The sequence below is a fragment of the Croceibacter atlanticus HTCC2559 genome, assembly GCF_000196315.1.
Taxonomy (GTDB): Bacteria; Bacteroidota; Bacteroidia; order Flavobacteriales; family Flavobacteriaceae; genus Croceibacter; species Croceibacter atlanticus.
On sequence record NC_014230.1, the window covers coordinates 152,195 to 173,073 of the forward strand.

General features: G+C 34.0%; 18 protein-coding genes. 7 read left to right on the top strand and 11 right to left on the bottom strand.

Annotation, left to right across the window (positions count from 1 at the left end):
- Nucleotides 1-188: 188 nt before the first annotated feature.
- The 3 genes from CA2559_RS00625 to CA2559_RS00635 are packed head-to-tail and all read right to left on the bottom strand — an operon-like array spanning nt 189 to nt 5,123.
- The gene (locus CA2559_RS00625; protein ID WP_013185895.1) at nt 189-3,440 is read right to left on the bottom strand and encodes a DUF1028 domain-containing protein; all 3,252 of its coding nucleotides are present in this window, start codon (nt 3,438-3,440) and stop codon (nt 189-191) included.
- Nucleotides 3,441-3,472: 32 nt separating this feature from the next.
- Nucleotides 3,473-4,306, bottom strand: a complete 834-nt coding sequence (locus CA2559_RS13480) for a hypothetical protein (protein ID WP_013185896.1) — start codon at nt 4,304-4,306, stop codon at nt 3,473-3,475.
- A gap of 1 nt (nt 4,307) precedes the next feature.
- Nucleotides 4,308-5,123: a hypothetical protein gene (locus CA2559_RS00635; RefSeq protein ID WP_148232757.1), complete on the bottom strand. Its 816-nt coding sequence runs from the start codon at nt 5,121-5,123 to the stop codon at nt 4,308-4,310.
- A 246-nt stretch (nt 5,124-5,369) separates the two neighbouring features.
- On the opposite strand from CA2559_RS00635, the gene CA2559_RS00640 reads away from it, so the two are divergent.
- Genes CA2559_RS00640 through hemL form a run of 3 tightly spaced genes read left to right on the top strand, consistent with a single transcriptional unit; the run spans nt 5,370 to nt 8,378 of the window.
- Entirely contained in the window at nt 5,370-6,239 is an 870-nt protein-coding gene (locus CA2559_RS00640; protein WP_013185898.1) for a 1-aminocyclopropane-1-carboxylate deaminase/D-cysteine desulfhydrase, read from the top strand.
- 3 nt (nt 6,240-6,242) lie between these two features.
- On the top strand, nt 6,243-7,094 hold the full coding sequence (locus CA2559_RS00645; protein ID WP_013185899.1) for a glucosaminidase domain-containing protein: 852 nt from the start codon (nt 6,243-6,245) through the stop codon (nt 7,092-7,094).
- A 3-nt stretch (nt 7,095-7,097) separates the two neighbouring features.
- Nucleotides 7,098-8,378, top strand: coding sequence for a glutamate-1-semialdehyde 2,1-aminomutase (hemL, locus tag CA2559_RS00650; protein WP_013185900.1), 1,281 nt, complete (start codon nt 7,098-7,100; stop codon nt 8,376-8,378).
- 118 nt (nt 8,379-8,496) lie between these two features.
- Here the strand turns inward: hemL and CA2559_RS00655 are convergent, their stop codons facing one another.
- The gene (locus CA2559_RS00655) at nt 8,497-10,011 is read right to left on the bottom strand and encodes a GH3 auxin-responsive promoter family protein (protein WP_041240838.1); all 1,515 of its coding nucleotides are present in this window, start codon (nt 10,009-10,011) and stop codon (nt 8,497-8,499) included.
- Between the two features lie 43 nt (nt 10,012-10,054).
- Between CA2559_RS00655 and CA2559_RS00660 the strand changes: the two genes are divergently transcribed.
- Nucleotides 10,055-10,849 carry a DUF2797 domain-containing protein gene (locus CA2559_RS00660; protein WP_013185902.1) on the top strand — a complete coding sequence of 265 codons (795 nt, stop codon included), beginning with the start codon at nt 10,055-10,057 and terminating at the stop codon, nt 10,847-10,849.
- A 15-nt stretch (nt 10,850-10,864) separates the two neighbouring features.
- Entirely contained in the window at nt 10,865-11,674 is an 810-nt protein-coding gene (locus CA2559_RS00665) for a DNA/RNA non-specific endonuclease (protein ID WP_013185903.1), read from the top strand.
- 220 nt (nt 11,675-11,894) lie between these two features.
- Here the strand turns inward: CA2559_RS00665 and groL are convergent, their stop codons facing one another.
- From groL to miaB, 7 genes are all read right to left on the bottom strand, one after another.
- The gene (gene groL, locus CA2559_RS00670) at nt 11,895-13,529 is read right to left on the bottom strand and encodes a chaperonin GroEL (RefSeq protein ID WP_013185904.1); all 1,635 of its coding nucleotides are present in this window, start codon (nt 13,527-13,529) and stop codon (nt 11,895-11,897) included.
- A gap of 114 nt (nt 13,530-13,643) precedes the next feature.
- Nucleotides 13,644-13,919: a co-chaperone GroES gene (locus tag CA2559_RS00675; protein ID WP_013185905.1), complete on the bottom strand. Its 276-nt coding sequence runs from the start codon at nt 13,917-13,919 to the stop codon at nt 13,644-13,646.
- A 148-nt stretch (nt 13,920-14,067) separates the two neighbouring features.
- Nucleotides 14,068-14,427: a preprotein translocase subunit SecG gene (secG, locus tag CA2559_RS00680; RefSeq protein ID WP_041240839.1), complete on the bottom strand. Its 360-nt coding sequence runs from the start codon at nt 14,425-14,427 to the stop codon at nt 14,068-14,070.
- Between the two features lie 2 nt (nt 14,428-14,429).
- Nucleotides 14,430-15,368, bottom strand: coding sequence for a hypothetical protein (locus CA2559_RS00685; protein ID WP_013185907.1), 939 nt, complete (start codon nt 15,366-15,368; stop codon nt 14,430-14,432).
- 1 nt (nt 15,369) lies between these two features.
- Entirely contained in the window at nt 15,370-15,870 is a 501-nt protein-coding gene (locus CA2559_RS00690; RefSeq protein WP_041240840.1) for an LptE family protein, read from the bottom strand.
- Between the two features lie 30 nt (nt 15,871-15,900).
- Nucleotides 15,901-17,163: a sigma-54 interaction domain-containing protein gene (locus CA2559_RS00695; RefSeq protein WP_013185909.1), complete on the bottom strand. Its 1,263-nt coding sequence runs from the start codon at nt 17,161-17,163 to the stop codon at nt 15,901-15,903.
- A 42-nt stretch (nt 17,164-17,205) separates the two neighbouring features.
- The gene (gene miaB, locus CA2559_RS00700) at nt 17,206-18,654 is read right to left on the bottom strand and encodes a tRNA (N6-isopentenyl adenosine(37)-C2)-methylthiotransferase MiaB (protein WP_013185910.1); all 1,449 of its coding nucleotides are present in this window, start codon (nt 18,652-18,654) and stop codon (nt 17,206-17,208) included.
- 138 nt (nt 18,655-18,792) lie between these two features.
- Between miaB and CA2559_RS00705 the strand changes: the two genes are divergently transcribed.
- A complete protein-coding gene (locus CA2559_RS00705; RefSeq protein ID WP_013185911.1) occupies nt 18,793-20,019 on the top strand; it encodes an LVIVD repeat-containing protein in 1,227 nt (408 codons plus the stop codon).
- 70 nt (nt 20,020-20,089) lie between these two features.
- A complete protein-coding gene (locus CA2559_RS00710; protein ID WP_013185912.1) occupies nt 20,090-20,845 on the top strand; it encodes a hypothetical protein in 756 nt (251 codons plus the stop codon).
- Nucleotides 20,846-20,879 lie beyond the last annotated feature (34 nt).

The window sequence follows — 20,879 nt, forward strand, 5'->3', positions numbered from 1 at the left end:
GGCTTGTAGGATATACACTACAATTATATTTAAATAATTATTAAAAACAATATATTAAGCTAATTTATTTGCCATAAGTATATTTTAACCGTTAAATTATTGTGCTATATGAACTCATTATGCTATTTAATTGCATAAAAAAACCTCCTTAAATAGGAGGTTTTTCAACTAAGATTATGTGCTATAAATTAATTCACAATTAAACGTTTTTGGAAGGACCCTAAAGTTGAATTAACCTCAACGAGATACAACGCACTTTCTAATTTTGATATGTCTATTTTATTAAGGCCATTAGTTCTTTTAATAACTTGTTTCCCCATAAGATCATAAATCACAATTGAATTAATGCCTATTGATTGTGGATTAGATATTAAAATAAATTGGCTTGCTGGGTTTGGTGAAATAGTAATTGAACTATTTAAATTTATATCGTTAGCTCCCAATACATTTGTTTGAAATACTAACTTAAATCTATCTGAAGCTCTACTTGCATTAGTTTCATTTACATTAAAATTCACAATTGTTTCTCCATTAATATTTAAGGGAGTTTGTGTATTTAAATATGCATCATATAAGTACACAAGTGTTGAAGGTTCTAAATCTTCAAATTGAAATTTAAATTTGTAATTATCTTCTCTGTAATTTGTGATAGAGAATTCAATTTCATCTTCTGCAATTGCAAATGCTCTACGCTGTATACTAAATTCTTGCTCTTCAATTTTAGTAGATATATTTTCATCTAAATTAGGATTTTTAATTGCATCTAATTGAGTTACAGCATTAGTATCCTCTTCACTAAAAATTATGCGAGTTCCATCTTTTAATTCATCTTCACTGTTGTAAAGTGCAACTCCTATGGATTGCTGCTCTAACTCTGCAAAGAAAACATTTGTACCATTACCAGATAAGTCTTTAAAGCCTTCTGTAAACTGTAGTGTCGCAGCACCATTAGTTACTGTGTTTACAAACGCAGCTTGACTAGGCTGCAAAAACTTATTAGCAGAAGACAGAGAAATACCTGTTCCAAACGTAAGGCTATTTGTGTTCTCTTGTGTATCTACAGTAACAAAAGCACCTCTACTATTAATTGTTGGATCATAAACGTGATAATACCTTTGGTTTAAGTTTGTTGTATTTTGTAATACTAAAGCCATATCTACCGATGCTTGATACGGATTAGCAATCAATGAAGATCCATTTTCAACAGTACTAATATTAGGAGAGTTAAAGTTTCCTATGTGAAGCTCACCAATAGATTCTAATATTGTGTTAGAAGGAGTTGCGTTGTTATCTGTCAAATCAATAGTTCTATCTCCTCTTACCATTAACAAGTATGCATTACCCACACTTAGAGTGTTAGCATTTGTGTTTGGTAATACTTCATAATTTTGCCCAACAGTATTTAAAGTAAATATTGATGGATTATTAGTACCAGTAGCGTCAAAACCATTTGTCGTTCCACCAGCACCTGTTATATGAGTACCAAAACCTTGCACTACATTACCATCTGTTTGCCAGTTCTCTCTAATAGTTGTTGTTGTAGTAACTGGAGACGCTACTAACCTATATGCTCTTTTAGCAGGAAAATAGCGCTGCACTAATACATTTCCTACAATAGATCCTCCAGTAACTTCATCTAACATTCCATTAGTATGAGTCTGACTTAGCTCATCATAGGTGTTTAAAAATGAAAGTTGATTGTTCGTATTTAAAACTCCGTTAGAAAGATTCATTGTTCCACTAATTGAAACAGGTGTTTGTAATGTTTTGGTTGAATTACTTGCAACAGTAAAGTTATTTAAAGCTATAGCATTTCCTGAAACAGTTTGAGCACTATCCCCATTAAGCAGTAATGTACCTGTACCTGCATTTAAAGAACCGTTATTTATTAAATTTCCTGAAAGAGAAAGTGTTGCATTTCCTAAATCTAAAGTAGATCCAGTTGAAATTGTTACATTATTAGCAATTACCTCATTAGTAAACGTCGGGTTACCTGAGACAATTTCAATATTATCAATATTTGTTGAAGGATTATCTACTAATGTTGGGTTATTTGGGGTCCAAACTCCTGCATCAAATTCAAAATTAATAGGAACTCTTACTGTGGTAATCTTTATGTCATCAATTGCCATATCACTAGTAAAACTAGTTCCAGTAGTAGCGTCAAATCTAAATTTAACGGTACGCCCAGCATAATCACTTAAATCTACTGTCTCATCGTTCACCCAATTTGCACCTTGATTACCTGTACGTGTCCAAATTACTTCTGTCCCAGAACTTGTCTGTGCAGTGAGGTTAAGAGTTCCCATACTTGCTCCAGACATATGGTAGTCGAAAGAAATTTGAGCTGAATGAAATTCTGGAATTTGAAAACACGGAGAACCAATTACTGCTTTCTTACTAAATGAACTCGTACTATTAACATCAGATGATTCAACAAACATATATTTCTCACCTTGGTTTGCAGTTGCAGGACCTGTATTTTGAGAAGGTGTAGCAAATTGCGTACGAATCCAAGAGGCATTATTATTTAAGGAACCACATGAAGAAATGTCTTTGTCCCACACAAAATCTTCAAAATCCATAACATATGGAAATGTTGATACTGTTTGTAAGCAAATTGCAGGACTAGTTGCATTTATGAATGCACATTCAAGTTCATCAATTGGCTCTACTCCATCTACAACTGGTCCTAAAGTGATATCGATATATGGGGAAGAATCACCAGGTCTTAAAACTTTTATAAATGAAGACCTTCCACTATTTCCTCTAGTATCACACCTGCTATCTCCACCAACTCGTTTTGCTCCTTTTAAGGCAGCCATTAGTTTATCAGCTAATGTTCCATTTGTATTTAAAAAAGCAGTTTCCATATCTGTTAACACATCTGAATCCCATAAAATATTACCTTGTATGGCATAATTTACACCAGTAATATGATCTGCAAAACTACCTGTTCCATTACCTGTTAAACCAGCAGTAGTTAAGTTGCCAAAATCATCGAATCCTACAACTCCGTATTGTCTTGTGCTGGAGTTTCCCTGAAAATCATTTGCAGCCATATAAGCTACAATTTCTTGAGGTGTATCTCCTGCTAACATTCTGTTTCTTGCTATTGTTTGATTTTGGGCAATATAAGCAGCTTGAGTATTAATTCCTCCAATTATAGCTCCTGAATTATTAGTAATTAAATCGCCCAGGAAATCTATTGTTTGAGCTACGCAACTTGTACCAGCACTCCCAATTTCACCTGTAGAAGGATCATATGCTACAATTGAAAATGTGTCTCCGTCTTCTAAATTTTCTCGTTCATAATAGGTGTTTTTTTCTTGTTTAGTATTAATGTTTTCACTAGTTGAATTTGTATCGTTTGTATAATAAAATATGTAAGTTAGGAGTACCACGAAAGGTATTAGAAAATAAAAATTTCTAGGTTTCATAAATTGTTTGGGGATTAATTGTAAAATTTATTTTAATATCTTCTTAGAAGTGTAATTGTCATCATATTTCTTGCTGCAGTATCAGTATAACCTGGAGACCCTTGATATAGATCAGAATCTAATCCCCAAAAACCAAACCTTCCATTTGGTGTTGGGCTAAAAGGACCATCTGAATTATTTTGACTCCATTCTTTAGCTCTTACTTTAAAATTATATGTTTGTCCTTCTTGAAGATCAACATTATAAATTATATTACCCTGTCGTGAAAGAGCTAAAAAGGTTCTTGTACTATTTGTATTATCATCTCGAATTCTCTTTGAAGAAGATCTTATAAAAGCTTCTGCTACCTTTACATCATCAATTTCTAACCAAACTGAACAAGTGCCATTTGCGTCATAAGAGTTTGATTCATTTCCTCTTATACCTGCTGCGTAATAACCAATAACATAAATTTGGTAAGTCCCACTTTGCGGCGCAACAATATCATTATCTAAACCTGGAAGTGTGTAGACTGTTGTCTGATCTTCTGCTCTTACAGTTTCTGTTTGTGTAAACTGTCTACTATATCCTTCAGAAAAAACTTTACCCCATTCACTTCCATTCCAAAAATAGAAACCTGGACTAACTACATCACTACCCGCACCAGCATTATTTGTGTTATACACCATTAAGCCCTCTGTTGCAGAAGGAGTTACACTAACAACATCTTGTCTTGAGTTAAGAGACACTCTATTAATCAAAAAACCTTTATTAGCATCATCAAGTTCTAGTAATGCATCTTCATTAACATCTGTAGTACCTATGCCTACTTGTGAGTAAGAATTGAATGTAATTGCAGCAATAAAAAAAAGTAAAATCAACTTCATATTAGTACTGTTTAATTAAAGAAATTGTCATTGTACCTAATTGTGCATCATCGGTTGATGAACCTGGATAATCTGTAACATTAGTTTGTCTTCCAATAACTGGCCTCTCTGTAGTATTAACACTTAACCATTCTCTACCAACTGCTACAATTCTATAAGAACTTGATGCACTTAATTCTAAATTATGAACTATTGTTGCTTGATTTCCTAAATGGTTAAATGTTGTTCCTCCAATGTATTTTGAAGAAGATGTTATATAAGCCTCTTTAGGTATTTGAAATCCACCTCCATTTTCATTATACCATAAGCCTATAGAACCTTGAGATGCAGCATCATCTGTTCCTGATTGAGCGCCACAAGAATAATAAACTTGTATCACAACTTGATAAATACCACTAAATGGCACGGTAAATCCATTACCTGTATCTAATCCGGTTATTACTGTATTTCCTGTAGTTGTTACAGTTCTTGCTGCAGTTTGTTTGTATTGCAAGGTATAACCTTGATTAAACAATCTACGCCACGCTGTTCCATCCCAGTAATAAAAACCAGGAGTTACCTGTGTACTACCACTACCAGAGGTTGCTGTATTATAAACTAACAAGCCTGTCGTGGGACTAGGTGTTATTGGTGTTTGATTATCAGTTGCAACTAACGCTACCCTAGTCATTAAAAATCCTTTATCAGAAGCATTCATGTCGAGGAGAGCACCAGGCGCTGGATTATCTGTATTTATACCAACCTGAGAATGAGAAAGGAAAGAAAAACATATAAGCATGCTAAACACGCTTATATAACGAGTAATGTTTGGGGCCATAATCATTAATTTGATGTTTCCGAAAGTAACAATTATTTCATAATATTAAAATATTTATGCATTATTAGTAACAATATTATGGTTCAACCATACATAATTGATAATATTATAACATTTTAATAAAATTAACATTCGTTTATATTTGATTAACAAAGAGTTAAGAATAAAAAATTCAATCTAATTTATTCCCGTATTTTTGCCTCATATAAATTCTCATTCCTTCCAAGTAAAAGGCATTCTTATTTTATGATTAATTATCAAGTTTTAGATTTAACAAAAGCTTCCACTAACCTACACGGGAACAAGAATTTTAAATTAAAATTGAATCTTGAAAAAGCAAAATCAACTCAAAAAAGTACTTTAATTTCTTTCGGAGGTGCTTATTCTAATCATATTTCTGCTTTAGCTGAAATTGGCAAAGCAAATGGCTTTAGAACTGTTGGAGTAATTAGAGGTGAAGAATTAGGTAAAAACCTTCAGCTTACGTTAAGCAACAATCCATCACTCCAAAAAGCACATCTAAATGGTATGCATTTTAAGTTTATATCTAGAGAAACATACCGGCAAAAAAATAGTTCGCAGTTTATTAAACTACTGCAAAATGAATTTCCTAACAGTTATATCATTCCAGAAGGCGGCACCAATGATTTAGCTGTAAAAGGATGCGAAGAAATCTTAACACAAGAAACCTCAAGTTTTAACTTTATATGCTGCCCAGTAGGTACTGGAGGTACAATTTCTGGGATTATAAACGCATCAAAATCACACCAAACAGTGTTAGGATTTCCAGCATTAAAAGGAGATTTTTTAAATTCTGAGATTAAAAAATATACGAATAAAACGAACTGGAGGCTCATTACAGATTATCATTTTGGAGGCTATGCTAAAATAAATGAGGCTTTGGTAACGTTTATTAATAATTATAAAAAAAGTAAAAATATCTTATTAGATCCTATTTATACAGCTAAAATGATTTTTGGCTTAGAGGATCTTATACAACTTGGGTATTTTCCTCAAAATTCCCGTATTTTAGCAATCCATACTGGAGGTCTTCAAGGCATATCCGGTATGAACACTTTGTTATCTAAAAAAGGACTCCCAACTATAGAAATTTAGCCTATGAATTTTAGAGTATTAGTTTTCTTCATCTTATCAACATTCTTATTAGCTTCCTGTGGAAGCAAGAAAAGAGTGGTTACAACAAAAAAAGAGCAAAAAGAACGACAAGTTTATCAAGAACAACCTAAAAATAGTAAGAACGAACCTTACGAAGATACGCCTGCAGAAATTCAGGATGATGTTACTAAAACTATAAAGGAGAAAACCTACAAAGACAAGTCTTCTAAATATGTTGCAGACTTTGCAGAAATAGCAATGGAAGAAATGCGAATTTACGGCATACCAGCTAGTATTACTTTAGCGCAAGGTATTTTAGAATCTGGAGCTGGAGAAGGTGAACTTACCAGAAAAGCCAACAATCATTTTGGCATTAAATGCCACGGTTGGAAAGGTGGTAAAGTTTACCATGATGATGATAAAGCCCAAGAATGCTTCAGAAAATATTACGATGCAAAATATTCCTTTAGAGATCACTCATTATTCTTAACTGAACGCAAGCGCTATATGGGTTTGTTTAAATTATCGAAAGATGATTACAAAGGTTGGGCTAAAGGTTTAAAAGAAGCAGGATATGCAACAGACCCAAGGTATCCTAATAAACTCATAAGCCTAGTAGAACGCTATAAACTTTATGAATATGATGCTCAAGTCTTAGGTAAAACCGGAAAAGATGTTAAAAAAGTCACCGAAAATAATAATAGATATACTGTAGAAAAAGGAGACACCTTATACAGAATTGCTAAAAAACATAATATTACTGTAGAGCAACTTAAGGATTTTAATGGCCTTACAAGTAACGATATTTCTATTGGCCAAGTGCTTTACGTAAAACCTCTCCCAAAAGATTTTTAAGATATGATTTATAAAAGAAGTAGTGCACTTTTTGCTGAAGCCCAAAAGGTAATTCCTGGTGGTGTAAACTCACCAGTAAGAGCATTTAATGCAGTTGGCGGCACACCTATTTTTATTGAAAAAGCAAAAGGCGCCTACCTACACGATGCAGATGGCAACACCTTTATAGACTACATAGCGTCTTGGGGACCAATGATTTTAGGACACGCTCACCAACCTGTAATTGATGCAGTAGTAGAAAAAGCAAAGTTAGGAACCTCTTTTGGTACACCAACTGAAATTGAAACCAAAATTGCAGAGCTTGCCGTATCTATGGTTCCAAATATAGATATGATTCGCTTTGTAAATAGTGGAACAGAAGCCTGTATGAGTGCAGTACGTTTAGCACGAGGCTTTACAGGAAAAGAAAAAATCATAAAATTTGCGGGATGCTATCACGGCCATAGCGACTCATTTTTAATACAAGCTGGTAGTGGAGCAGTAACATTTGGAAGCCCGAACTCTCCTGGTGTAACCCAAGGCACAGCCAAAGATACATTGCTAGCAAATTACAATGATATTGAAGGTGTAAAAACACTTATTGAGGCTAATATTGGCGAGATAGCTTGTATCATCTTAGAACCTGTTGCAGGAAATATGGGGTGCATTTTACCACAAGATAATTTCTTGCAAAAACTGAGAACGCTTTGTGATGAGCATAATATCTTATTAGTTTTTGATGAAGTTATGACCGGATTTAGACTTGCAAAAGGTGGCGTACAAGAACTTTACAATGTAAAAGCAGATATTGTAACCTTTGGAAAAGTAATTGGTGGCGGTTTACCTGTTGGTGCATTTGCAGCACGCAAAGAGATAATGAACCACTTAGCACCACTTGGTCCAGTTTACCAAGCTGGAACACTAAGCGGAAATCCATTAGCAATGGCAGCAGGCTTGGCAATGCTTACAGAAATAAACACTAATACAGATTTATTTAAAAGCTTAGAAGATAAAACAGAATATTTACATAACGGAATTACTGAAGCGCTAGAAAAAAACAATATTACTCATACTATAAATAGACAAGGCTCTATGATTTCTGTGCATTTTACAGATGTAAATGTCACTGATTTTGAAACAGCTGTAAAAGGTAATAATGATACGTTTAAACGCTTTTTCCATCATATGTTGGATAACGGTATTTACATTGCACCAAGCGCTTTTGAAAGTTGGTTCTTAAATGATGCATTGAGTTATGAAGACTTGGATAAAACAATTGAAGCTATAGCAAGTTTTAAAGGTTAAGAACATCTATTTTTATTCTGAAGTTAATTCAGAATCTATTACAATAACAATAAAAAAAGACCTTGAATTGTATTCAAGGTCTTTTTTCTGTTTAAACTTAATTTAAGAGATTGCAGATTTAAATATTCATTTTCAATAACTCATCTAAATAATCCCGAGTATTAGATAATCGCGGAATTTTATGTTGTCCTCCAAGTTTGTCGTTTTTCTTTAACCATTCATAAAACAACTTGTCTTTAGCTTTGTGAACAGTGAGCATATTTAAGGTCATATTATTATAACGTTTAGCTTCATAATCACTATTAATAGTTTGCAAACTATCATCTAAACATTTTTGAAATTGCTCTATACTTTCAGGTGCTTTCTTAAATTCTATAATCCACTCGTGTGCGCCTTTTTCGGTACCTTCCATAAAAATTGGTCCTGCAGTATAATCTACTATCTCACAATTTGTTTGCTGTGAAGCCTTTCTTAATGCTTCTTCGGCATTTTCAATAATAAGCTCTTCTCCAAACACATTTATGTGATGCTTTGTACGTCCTGAAACTCGTATTCTATAAGGACTTAAACTTGTAAATCTAATTGTATCTCCAATTTTATATCGCCACAATCCTCCATTAGTGGTAACTATAATGGCGTAATTTTTATTTAACTCTACTTCAGATAAAGGAATAACACTTTCCTCTTCGCTACCGTAGCTATCCATTGGTATAAATTCATAAAAAATACCATAGTCAAGCATCAACAATAAATCACGACTATCATTTTTATCTTGAATTGCAAAAAAGCCTTCAGAAGCATTATATATTTCATAATACTTCACTTTTTCAGAAGACATAATTGCCTTGTATTGATCGCGATAAGGTTCAAAACTTACACCGCCATGAAAATAAACCTCTAAATTTGGCCAAACGTCATGTATACAAGACTTGCCAGTTGTTTCGAGTACATTATTTAGCAATACTAACATCCAACTTGGCACTCCAGCTAGACTAGTTACATTTTGCGTAATGGTTTCATCTACAATGGCCTGCATCTTAGTTTCCCAATCGCTCATTAAGGAAATTTCATTGCTCGGCGTACTACTATACGTGGCCCAAAAAGGCATATTATCTATTAAAATAGCCGATAAATCACCATAAACAGTTCCATTCTCTTTATATAAATCTTTGCTTCCGCCTAGGCGTAAACTTTTTCCTGTAAACAAATTGGCTTCAGGATTATTATTAAGATACATGCACAACAAGTCTTTACTACCTGCATAGTGGCAATCTTCGAGAGAGTCTTCACTTACAGGAATAAATTTACTTTTGGCATTTGTAGTACCGCTGGATTTGGCAAACCACTTTATAGGTGTTGGCCAGAAAATGTTGTTTTCACCGCTTCGGCTTCGCTCTATGCGCTCAGTATATTGTTCGTAAGATTGAATAGGAACACGCTCCGAAAAGGTTTTATAATTTGTAATCGTATCAAAACCATAGGTTTTACCCATTTCTGTATCTTTTGCTTTATACAGTAATTGGTGTAAAAGTTCATGTTGCACCTCATTAGGATATTTTATAAATAATTCCATTTGGTGAATCCTCTTTTTTAAAAACCAGGAAGCAACAGAATTGACTATGGGAAATGGCATACGTTGACTATCTTTATGCCACTAAAATTAATAAAAATAAGTTATGCAATACCAAGGCGTCTTAACAAAGATGCAAACAGAATTAGCAAGTCCGGTACAATACTATCTTGTTTTTGAATCTTCCTTCATACATATGAACCAACTTATAGATAAAACATTATCTATAGAGTTTGTTCGTTACCAATGTTTAGCTTGTGGAAAAGACAAAAAGATTTACCGCCAAGGCTACTGTTACGATGATTTTTTTAACCAACCTCAAGCTGGAGATTGGATAATGAAACCAGAATTGAGTACTGCACATCTAGATATTGAAGATAGAGACCTAGAGTATGAAAAGAAGGTACAACTAAAACCGCATATTGTTTATTTAGCAAATTCTAGCAATGTAAAGGTTGGCGTAACTCGAAAAACACAAGTCCCTACACGTTGGATAGACCAAGGCGCTCACGAAGCTATTGAAATTGTAGAAGTACCAAACAGATATCTTGCAGGTATTACAGAAGTTGCCTTAAAAGAACATGTGGCAGATAAAACCAATTGGCGCTCAATGTTAAAAAATGATATTAAAGATGAAAATTTAGTAACGGTAAGAGACCACCTTAAACAATATATTCCAGATGAGGCTCTGCCCTATTTTATTGAAAGTAACAGTGAAACCAATATCGATTTTCCTGTAGTGCAATATCCTGAAAAAGTAAAGAGCTTAAATTTAGATAAGACCCCAATTTTTAAAGGCACGTTAAAGGGCATAAAAGGACAATATCTTATTTTTGAAGACAACACCGTTTTTAATGTTAGAAATTGGGAAGGTTATGTTGTTGATTTAAATATTAGTTAATAAGAAAAACTTAATATGAATCGAAAGTACATATACCCCATTTTAACCATATTAGCAGTTTCTATAATTTACATTGTAAATAGTTATTTAGATGAAAAAGAGCGAGAGCCTTTAATTAAAGAAGCTAAAGAGCTTAAAGAAACTACAAACAGTAACTTTTTACCAACCTCAACAACAGGTGCTATTGTACATCATAAGTATTACTCCTTATCTTATTCTGAAGACAATGAGCAAGCCGAATGGGTTGCCTATGAGTTGAAAAAAAATCATATCTCTAGAAATGATTTTAAAAGACCTTATTTTGAAGTAGACAACGGCGTTCCAACAGTGTCGGCCGATTGGAGAAACTACAAGAATTCTGGTTATGATAGAGGTCATTTTTGCCCAGCAGGAGATCGTAAGTTTTCTAAAGAAGCGTTTACTGAAACTTTTTTAACCAGTAATATTTCACCACAAGATCACGATTTTAATGCTGGTATTTGGAATAGGCTAGAACAAAAGGTGCGGTATTGGGCTACAAAATATGATGGTGTTTATGTAGTTACTGGTGGCATATTAAATGACACAGAAATAACCATAGGAGACGAACATGTTACCGTTCCTAAATACTTTTATAAATTAGTTTTAGACTACAATAATGGTAAGCCAAAACTTGTAGCATTTTTATTTCCTCATAGAGAATCCAATAAACCTCTCTATGATTTTGTTACGACTACAGACAAAATTGAAGAATTAACTGGCATTGATTTCTTCCCTCATTTAGAAGATGACCTTGAAGATAAATTAGAGGCTTCTAACAATTATAAAGGTTGGAGTTTTAGATAAAGAAAATCCGTGTCAAGCACAAAATAACAAGAGCGTTGAAAATCCTGCGTTAGGGATTGAACGGTTTGTTTGAACTCTTTTTGCTTTTCGCAAAAAAGTGAGTAGTGAAAGCCTGACCGAATATAATGAGGGAACGCCCAAATAAAAAAACCTGCCAACATTAAAGTTGACAGGTTTTAAATTTATAGTGAAGACATTCCTGCATTAGCGGGTATTTGTCTTACATCATTCCTGGCATTCCGCCACCCATTGGAGGCATTCCGCCACCAGCGTTATCTTCTTTAATATCGATTAAAGCACATTCTGTAGTTAAGATCATTCCGGCAACAGATGCAGCATTTTCTAATGCTATACGTGTTACTTTTTTAGGATCTATAATTCCAGCTTTAAGCATATCTACATATTGCTCTGTTTTAGCATCATATCCAAAGTCTTTCTTACCTTCAAGAACTTTGTTAATAACAACAGAACCTTCGCCACCTGCATTTTGTACAATTGTACGTAATGGTGCCTCGATAGCTTTAGATACAATCTGTATACCGGTAGTTTCATCTAAAGTTTCAGAAGTTAATTTCTCTAAAACTTTTTTAGCGCGTACTAATGCAACACCACCACCAGCAACAATACCTTCTTCTACAGCTGCACGAGTTGCATGAAGTGCATCATCTACACGATCTTTTTTCTCTTTCATCTCAACTTCACTTGCAGCACCTACATAAAGTACAGCAACACCACCAGAAAGTTTAGCTAAACGCTCTTGTAATTTTTCTTTATCGTAATCTGAAGTTGTAGTTTCAATTTGAGATTTAATCTGATTAACACGATTCTTAATCATGTCTTTATCTCCAGAACCATTTACAACTGTTGTGTTATCCTTATCTATAGTTACAGTTTCTGCTGTACCTAATTGCTCGATAGTTGCATTTTCAAGAGTAAAGCCTCTTTCTTCAGAAATTACCTGACCACCAGTTAGGATTGCTATATCTTCAAGCATTGCTTTACGACGGTCTCCAAATCCTGGTGCTTTTACAGCTGCAATTTTTAAAGAACCGCGTAATTTATTTACTACAAGAGTTGCCAATGCTTCACCGTCTACATCTTCTGCAATAATTAACAACGGCTTACCTGTTTGAGCAACTGGCTCTAAAACTGGTAATAAATCTTTCATAGAAGACACCTTCTTATCTACTAAAAGAATATAAGGGTTCTCTAAGTCTGTTGTCATCTTTTCGCTATCTGTAACAAAGTATGGCGATAAGAAACCACGGTCAAACTGCATACCTTCGACAACATCTACATACGTATCTGTTCCTTTAGCTTCTTCAACAGTGATAACACCTTCTTTTCCTACTTTACCAAATGCCTGTGCAATAAGCTCACCAATTTGGTCATCATTGTTTGCAGAAATAGATGCCACTTGCTTAATTTTTTCTGAAGAGTTACCTACTTCTTTAGATTGCTTTGCAAGGTCTTTTGTTAATGCCTCTACAGCTTTATCTATACCGCGTTTTAGGTCCATTGGGTTAGCACCTGCAGCAACATTCTTTAAACCTTCTGCTACTATTGCTTGAGCCAAAACTGTAGCAGTAGTTGTACCGTCTCCAGCTAAATCATTAGTTTTTGAAGCTACTTCTTTAACCATTTGCGCTCCCATATTTTCAAGAGCGTCTTCTAATTCTATTTCCTTAGCAACACTAACACCATCTTTTGTAACCTGTGGTGCTCCAAATGATTTGCTAATAATTACGTTACGACCTTTTGGTCCTAGAGTTACTTTTACTGCGTTAGCTAAAGCATCGACACCGCGTTTAATGCCGTCTCTTGCTGCTAAATCAAATTTTATATCTTTTGCCATTTTATAAATTCTTTATGCATAAGCCTTAGTTGGTAAACTAATGCTTTATACTGTTTTTACTTTAATTAAATTGAAAATGTGTAACATCCTAAAATGGACTACACTATTTTATATTTAGATTACTGCAAGAATATCATCTTCACGCATCATTAGGTAATCATTACCTTCTAATTTAAGCTCTGTTCCAGAGTACTTACCGTAAAGAACAATATCTCCGACCTTAACGGTCATGTCGTGGTCTTTTTTACCGCCACCTACAGCGACAACTTTACCTTTTTGTGGTTTTTCCTTTGCTGTTTCTGGGATATATATTCCAGAAGCAGTTTGAGTTTCAGCGGCTTGAGGCTCTACTAAAACACGATCTGATAATGGTTTAATGTTAAGTGCCATTGTCTTTATTTTTAGTTATTAGTTAAATTAATTTTTTGACTTAATACTATTCCAAAAGTATGCCACCACTACGCTTATGACATATAACAAACAAAAAATGCCAGCTTGTCATAAGCTGGCATTTTGTATTGTAAATATGTCTTTAAAACTACTGTACGCTATCTGTAGCTTGTGTTGTAGTTTCAGCATCGTTTGTTGCAGGTGTAGATTGCGGAAGTGTTGTTGCAGGTACTGCATCTTCATCTAAAATACGAGACTCTGTACTTACAGCGCCACCAAATAAATTAATGTTAGACAAAAGGATTAATGCTAACATTACAGTTGCAAGTGTCCACGTACTTTTATCTAAAAAGTCGGTTGTTTTTTTAACACCACCTAATTGTTGTGTACCACCACCACCGAAAGATGAAGATAAACCGCCACCTTTTGGGTTTTGTACCATTATTACGACGATTAGCAAAAATGCTACGATAACTATTAGGACTAAGAATATTGTAAACGTGCTCATTATTATTGTTTTTCTATCAGGGTTTCTATTTCCCGAATTTGGTCTGCAAAGAAACTACTTTTTTCGGGATTTTTCAAAATTAATATTTTATATGCTTGAATTGCTTTCTTATAATTTTTCTGCTCTAAGTAAACTCTTGCCAAAGTAGCCGTCATTAGGCTTTCTTGAGGCACTTCGTTGTCTTTTAAAAAGTTAGCATTAAGTGGTGTTTTCTTAGGAACTATCTTAGGATTTGAAGCAATAAAATTATCTATTAATTCAAATTTCTTCGCTTTTTCGTCACTTTCTGCCCTATTTCCTATTTTAGAGTCTGAAACTGGGTTTTCTAATGTTTCAGAAGATCTGTCTATAGGCTTTACAGCTGTTAGTTGTAACCACTCAGAAAAGCTATGAGACTCAGACTTATCAAATTCTAATGGTTTTCCAATTTGAAGCTTATCCTTTATCTCTTCTTCTGAAGCTTGATTTACTTTTACCGCTTCATCTGCACTTAAATCCTCTTCTTTAGGTGCTTTTTTTAAAGGTTTTGCTGGCAATTCAAACAAATCTTCGTCAAATACTTGATGCGCCTCTTTAAGTTTCATCTTTATTGCATCATCAATAGCTACACTTTTTTGAGTGATAACTTCTTCGGGCTCAAAGACTGTAATATTTCTTAAATAGTCATCTCGAGATTGAAGGGTGTTTGCAATTTCATTTTGTGAAAATTCTTCTGAAGTAATGTATTCAAACAAAACACTTCTATCTACTGTATGTGCTGCAGTAGTCTTTAGCTCTTTATTATAGGAAAAGCTTTCTGAATCTTTTAAGCCTTTTAACTGCATAGCCCTTGCAGATTGCATATACGGAAACTCTTCCACGATTGCCTCTAGGGCTCTAGTTTGAGATGCAGTTAGTTTTGAGGGCTGCTGTAAAAGTGCTATAAATTCTGTTGTATTCAAATTACCAGTTTGCTAATGTTGCATTAAAAATGTCTTGTGTAAGACGTTCATAGATTTCATCTAAAGCTGTAGCTAAAGTGCTTCCTATTAATTGTTGCCCACCAGGATAATCGTAGTAAAACGAAAAGCGTCTTTCCAGATCATTTTCTGGTTCGAGAGTATTTATAAACCTAATGTTTACAGATATTGTTAACCTGTTTTGTGCAGCTGTATTTTCTGCAACTGCTGTTATTGGCGCAATATAATACTCTGTAATTTCACCTTCATAAATTAAATCTGCACCTTCTGTAGACAAGCCTAAATTTGTTTGATTTTGAATAAGGTCTTGTAGCTCTAATCTAAACGTACGTTCTATTCCTGGCTCAACTATAGATGCGTTGTTGTTTATATAGTTAACCTGAAACGTCTTAGCCTCACCAACATCTGCTCCTGAGAAGGAATAAATTCCGCAAGATGTTATACTAAAAGCAAGGCATATAATAACAATAAGTTTTAATTTCATAACTGTGTGATTTACCATCTTTTAATGGTTTTAGTTTAGGTCGTATTGCTTAATTTTTCTATATAAAGTGCGCTCGCTTATTCCTAGTTCTTGTGCAGCGGCTTTTCGTTTTCCGCCGTGACGTTCTAAAGATTTTTTTATAAGTTCAAGTTCCTTGTCTTGTAAGGATAATGTTTCCTCTTCTTCTATTTCTTCAGCAAAATGATATTTGTCTTCTTTGCGTTCTGCTGGATGATTGTTTTCTGGGATTTGAAGGACCTCAAACTTGTCTTCTAATTCTTCCTCAAATTCTGCCACCTCATCATCTTCACCATAAATTTTTTGAATCAAGCTTTCATTATCTTCTTTAACCTGACTTGAATCTCCATTTTTCATTAACTCCATAGTGAGTTTTTTCAAGTCATTTAAATCACTTTTCATATCGAAAAGAACCTTGTATAAAATTTCGCGTTCATTACTAAAGTCGCTATCCTTTTTTGTTTTAGAAACCACAGCAGGTAAGTTTTTGCCCATATCTGGCAAATATTCTCTTAGTGAGCGAGCATCTACCTCTCTAGATTGCTCTAATACAGAAAGTTGTTCTGCAACATTTCTTAACTGTCTTATATTACCAGACCATCTGTAGTTTTGCAGTAATGCAGTTGCCTCATCTGTTAAACGCACGGTTGGCATTTTATATTTTAAGGCAAAGTCTGAAGCAAATTTTCTAAATAGCAAATGAATATCTTCTTCACGCTCTCTTAAAGGTGGCAACTCAATCTCGATTGTGCTTAACCTGTAATATAAATCTTCTCTAAATTTTTCTTTATTTATAGCTTCAAACATATTAACGTTTGTAGCTGCTACAATACGAACATTTGTTTTTTGAACTTTTGAAGATCCTACTTTTATAAACTCTCCATTTTCTAAAACACGTAATAAACGTACTTGAGTTGGTAGTGGTAACTCACCTACCTCATCTAAGAATATTGTACCACCATCTGCAACTTCAAAATAACCATTTCTAGTTTGTGTAGCTCCAGTAAAAGCACCTTTTTCATGACCAAAAAGTTCACTATCTATAGTTCCTTCTGGAATTGCACCACAGTTTACAGCTATATACTTGGCGTGTTTTCTATGCGAAAGGGAATGTATTATACGCGGTATACTTTCTTTACCTACACCACTTTCTCCTATAACCAATACAGAAATATCTGTAGGAGATACTTTTATTGCTTTCTCAATAGCTCGGTTAAGCTTGGTATCATTACCTATTATACCGAAACGTTGTTTTGTAACTTGAACTGACTCCATAATGCTGGTACCTGAAACTACAGGTTTAATTTAAAATTCTACTTAATTAGTACCACTATAGCCTATAGCATTACCAATTAACGTGGCACTTGTACAATCGTGAATTTTTACGTTTACTAAATCCCCTACTTTATAATGCTCTTTTGGAAATACTGCCACTGCATTTTGTGAAGTACGACCACTCCATTCTTTATCAGATTTTTTTGATTCTCTTTCAACAAGAACCTCTACAGTTTTACCAATATTCTTTTCAGTTTGAAGTTGACTTAGTTGTCTCTGCAATGCTACAACCTCAGAAAGCCTTCTTTTCTTCACCTCTTCTGGCACGTCATCTTCCATTTTACGACCAGCCATTGTACCAGGTCGTTCTGAATATTTGTACATATACCCGAAGTTATATTGTACTTTTTCCATTAACGATAATGTGTCTTTATGATCTTGCTCGGTTTCTGTAGGAAATCCTATAATCATATCTTGAGAGATACTACAATCTGGCATATAAGCCCTAATAGTATCAATTAAACTAAAATACTCTTCTCGCGTATGCAACCTATTCATTTCTTTAAGAATGCGATCGCTTCCGCTTTGCACAGGTAAGTGTATGTGTTTACAAATGTTGCTGTAGGCTGCCATTGTTTTAATCACATCTTCTGTCATATCCTGCGGATTAGATGTGGAAAAACGAATTCTCATATTAGGAAATGTTTCTGCAACCATTTTTAATAATTGCGGAAATCCTGTAGCGGTAGCCTGTTGCATAGGAGTTGCCTTGCTAAAGTCTTTTTTCATACCACCACCATACCAAAGGTAGCTATCTACATTTTGACCTAATAAGGTAATTTCTTTATAACCGTTTTCTGATAAGTTTCTAACTTCATCTAATATACTCTGTGGATCTCGACTGCGTTCTCTTCCTCTAGTAAAAGGCACAACACAAAACGTGCACATATTATCACAACCTCTTGTTATGGATACAAACGCAGATACACCGTTGGTTTGCAATCTCACTGGAGAGACATCTCCATACGTTTCGTCTTTAGATAAAATTACATTTACAGCATCTCTACCTTCCTCTACCTCTTTTATAAGGTTTGGTAAATCTTTATAAGCGTCTGGTCCTACAACTAGATCAACAATTTTTTCTTCTTCTAAAAACTTACTTTTTAAACGCTCTGCCATACATCCCAAAACACCAACTTTCATATTTGGGTTATGATCGCGTTTTACAGCATTATATTTCTCTAACCGCTTTCTTACAGTCTGTTCTGCTTTATCTCTAATTGAACAGGTATTTACCAAAACCAAATCTGCATCTTCTAAATTTGGAGTAGTATTAAAACCTTCTTTAGCCATTATAGAAGCTACAATTTCACTGTCGCTAAAATTCATAGCACAGCCATAACTTTCAATAAAAAGCTTACGCTTATTAGTAGCGTCCTGCTCTAAGACAAGGCTATTACCTTGTAATTTTTCATCTAAAATCTTTTCCATAACATCTTGCCTTCCGAAGAAATTGAATGCAAAGATAGGGCTTCATTGTCGAGTGACAAAGTGTCAGCTATTATTTATAGTTTTCTACGCAACGTTTTATGAAATTTTGCATCTTTAATGTATACTAAACAACTCACTATGAAAGCCTTTTACCGCATTAGCCTTTTTGTTATTTCACTGCTAATAGTTAGCTGTGTCCAAGATGATAATGGTGATTTTATTGATTATCAAGTTGCTATTCCTGTAACACAATCTTTAACAGATTTTAGAGCATCTGTAAGTATTGAAGATCCTCAACCAATACAGCAACCAGGAAAAATTTACACCTATGAAGATTATATATTTGTAAATGATTTTTTTCAAGGCATACATATTATTGACAACTCTAACCCTGAAAACCCAGTAAAACTTAGCTATCTAAAAATTCCTGCAAATCAAGATATTGCTGTAAAAGATGATATTCTATATGCAGATAGCGGAATAGATTTAGTGGCATTCAACATTTCGAACATCACTAATATTACAACTGTAGCCAGATTAGAAAATGTGTTTCCAACCTATAATGAGCTAACTCCAGAAGGTGCAGACTTTATAGATTATTCTACTTTTAATGCAGATGAAGATGTAATTGTTGGCTTTACCATAGAAACTAGAAGAGAAGTATTTTATGATACAGCCGTAGTTGAAGCGTCAAATGATGCTGGTTCTGGGAATACTGGACAAGGCGGATCTTTAGCTAGATTTAATATTACAGGAGATTTTCTGTATGCCGTAGACAATTTTAGCTTAAATGTTTTTGACATCACAAATCTTGACAACCCACAAGATTTAGGCGAAGAACACGTAGGCTGGCAAATTGAAACTATTTTTAGTTATGAAGACTATCTTTACATAGGTAGTACAGCAGGTATGTTCATTTATTCTTTAGACACACCTTCTAGCCCTACATACCAATCAGAAATATCTCATATTGTAGGTTGCGATCCTGTAGTTGTACAAGGTAACTTTGCTTATGTTACAATTCGTGGTGGTAATCTTTGCGGACAAGATCTAAGTATCCTAGAAGTTATAAACGTTGAAGATAAACAAAACCCTTTTATACTAGAACAATACAGCTTAGACCAACCTTATGGATTGGGTGTAAAAGATGATTTGGTTTTTGTTTGTGACCAAGGTGTAGGCTTACGTGTTTTTAACGCTAGCCAGACACCAGTTTTAGAACAAATTCAGCTTTTCGAAAATGCTACTGCATTAGATGTTATTCCACAAGACGATAAGTTGATTATGGTAAGCGAAACTTCAATTTTTCAATATTTATATACCGAAGACGGCCTAACATTGCTAAGTGAGTTTAACTTACTATAAATTAAGTTTATAAATATTTTAAATCTTTTTAATTCTGCTACCTTTGAGAAGCTAACTAAAACCAATTGTTATGTTTCAAGAATTACAAAGACGAATAGATACAGCCAAAGAATTAGATTTTGGCAGCATCTTTCAACGCAGTTTAGATTTATTTAAGGAAACTTGGGTACAAGGGCTTATTCTAACGCTAATAAGTATTGCTATCACGTTACCTTTAATAATGTTAATATACATTCCAATGATTGTATATGGCATAGCAGACCCAAGTGCTTTTGAACAAGGTGACCTTGCAGCTTTACCCATTTTTATAATGGCGATCACATTAATTGTGGTTATTGTAATAATCTCTGCTTTAAGTTTTGCGTTACAAGCTGCTTTTTTTAAAATGATTAAAAAAATAGACCACAAGGAAACTAATGAAGATGTAAATTTCTTCATGTACTTTAAACAACCATATTTAAAGAAATCTTTAATCCTTAGTTTAGCATTAATAGGTATAGCACTGGTATCTGCATTATTATGCTATTTACCTTTAATCTACGCTATTGTACCTCTTCAATTTTTTGTTTTATTTTTTGCATTTCATCCAGAATTAAGCATATCAGAAGTTATTAAGCTAAGTTTTAAGTTAGGTAACAAAAAATGGCTTATTACCTTTGGGTTAATTCTTGTTGCAGGAATTTTAGCCCAATTTGTGGGTATGTTACTTTGTTTTGTAGGCGTCTTTTTCACTGCATCTTTTGGCTACTTACCACTTTACCATATATATAAGGACGTTATAGGGTTTGATAATCAACCTGAAATTTTCGAAACAAACAGCATCTAAAACATTATAAATAAGACTATAAATTAACCGTTGG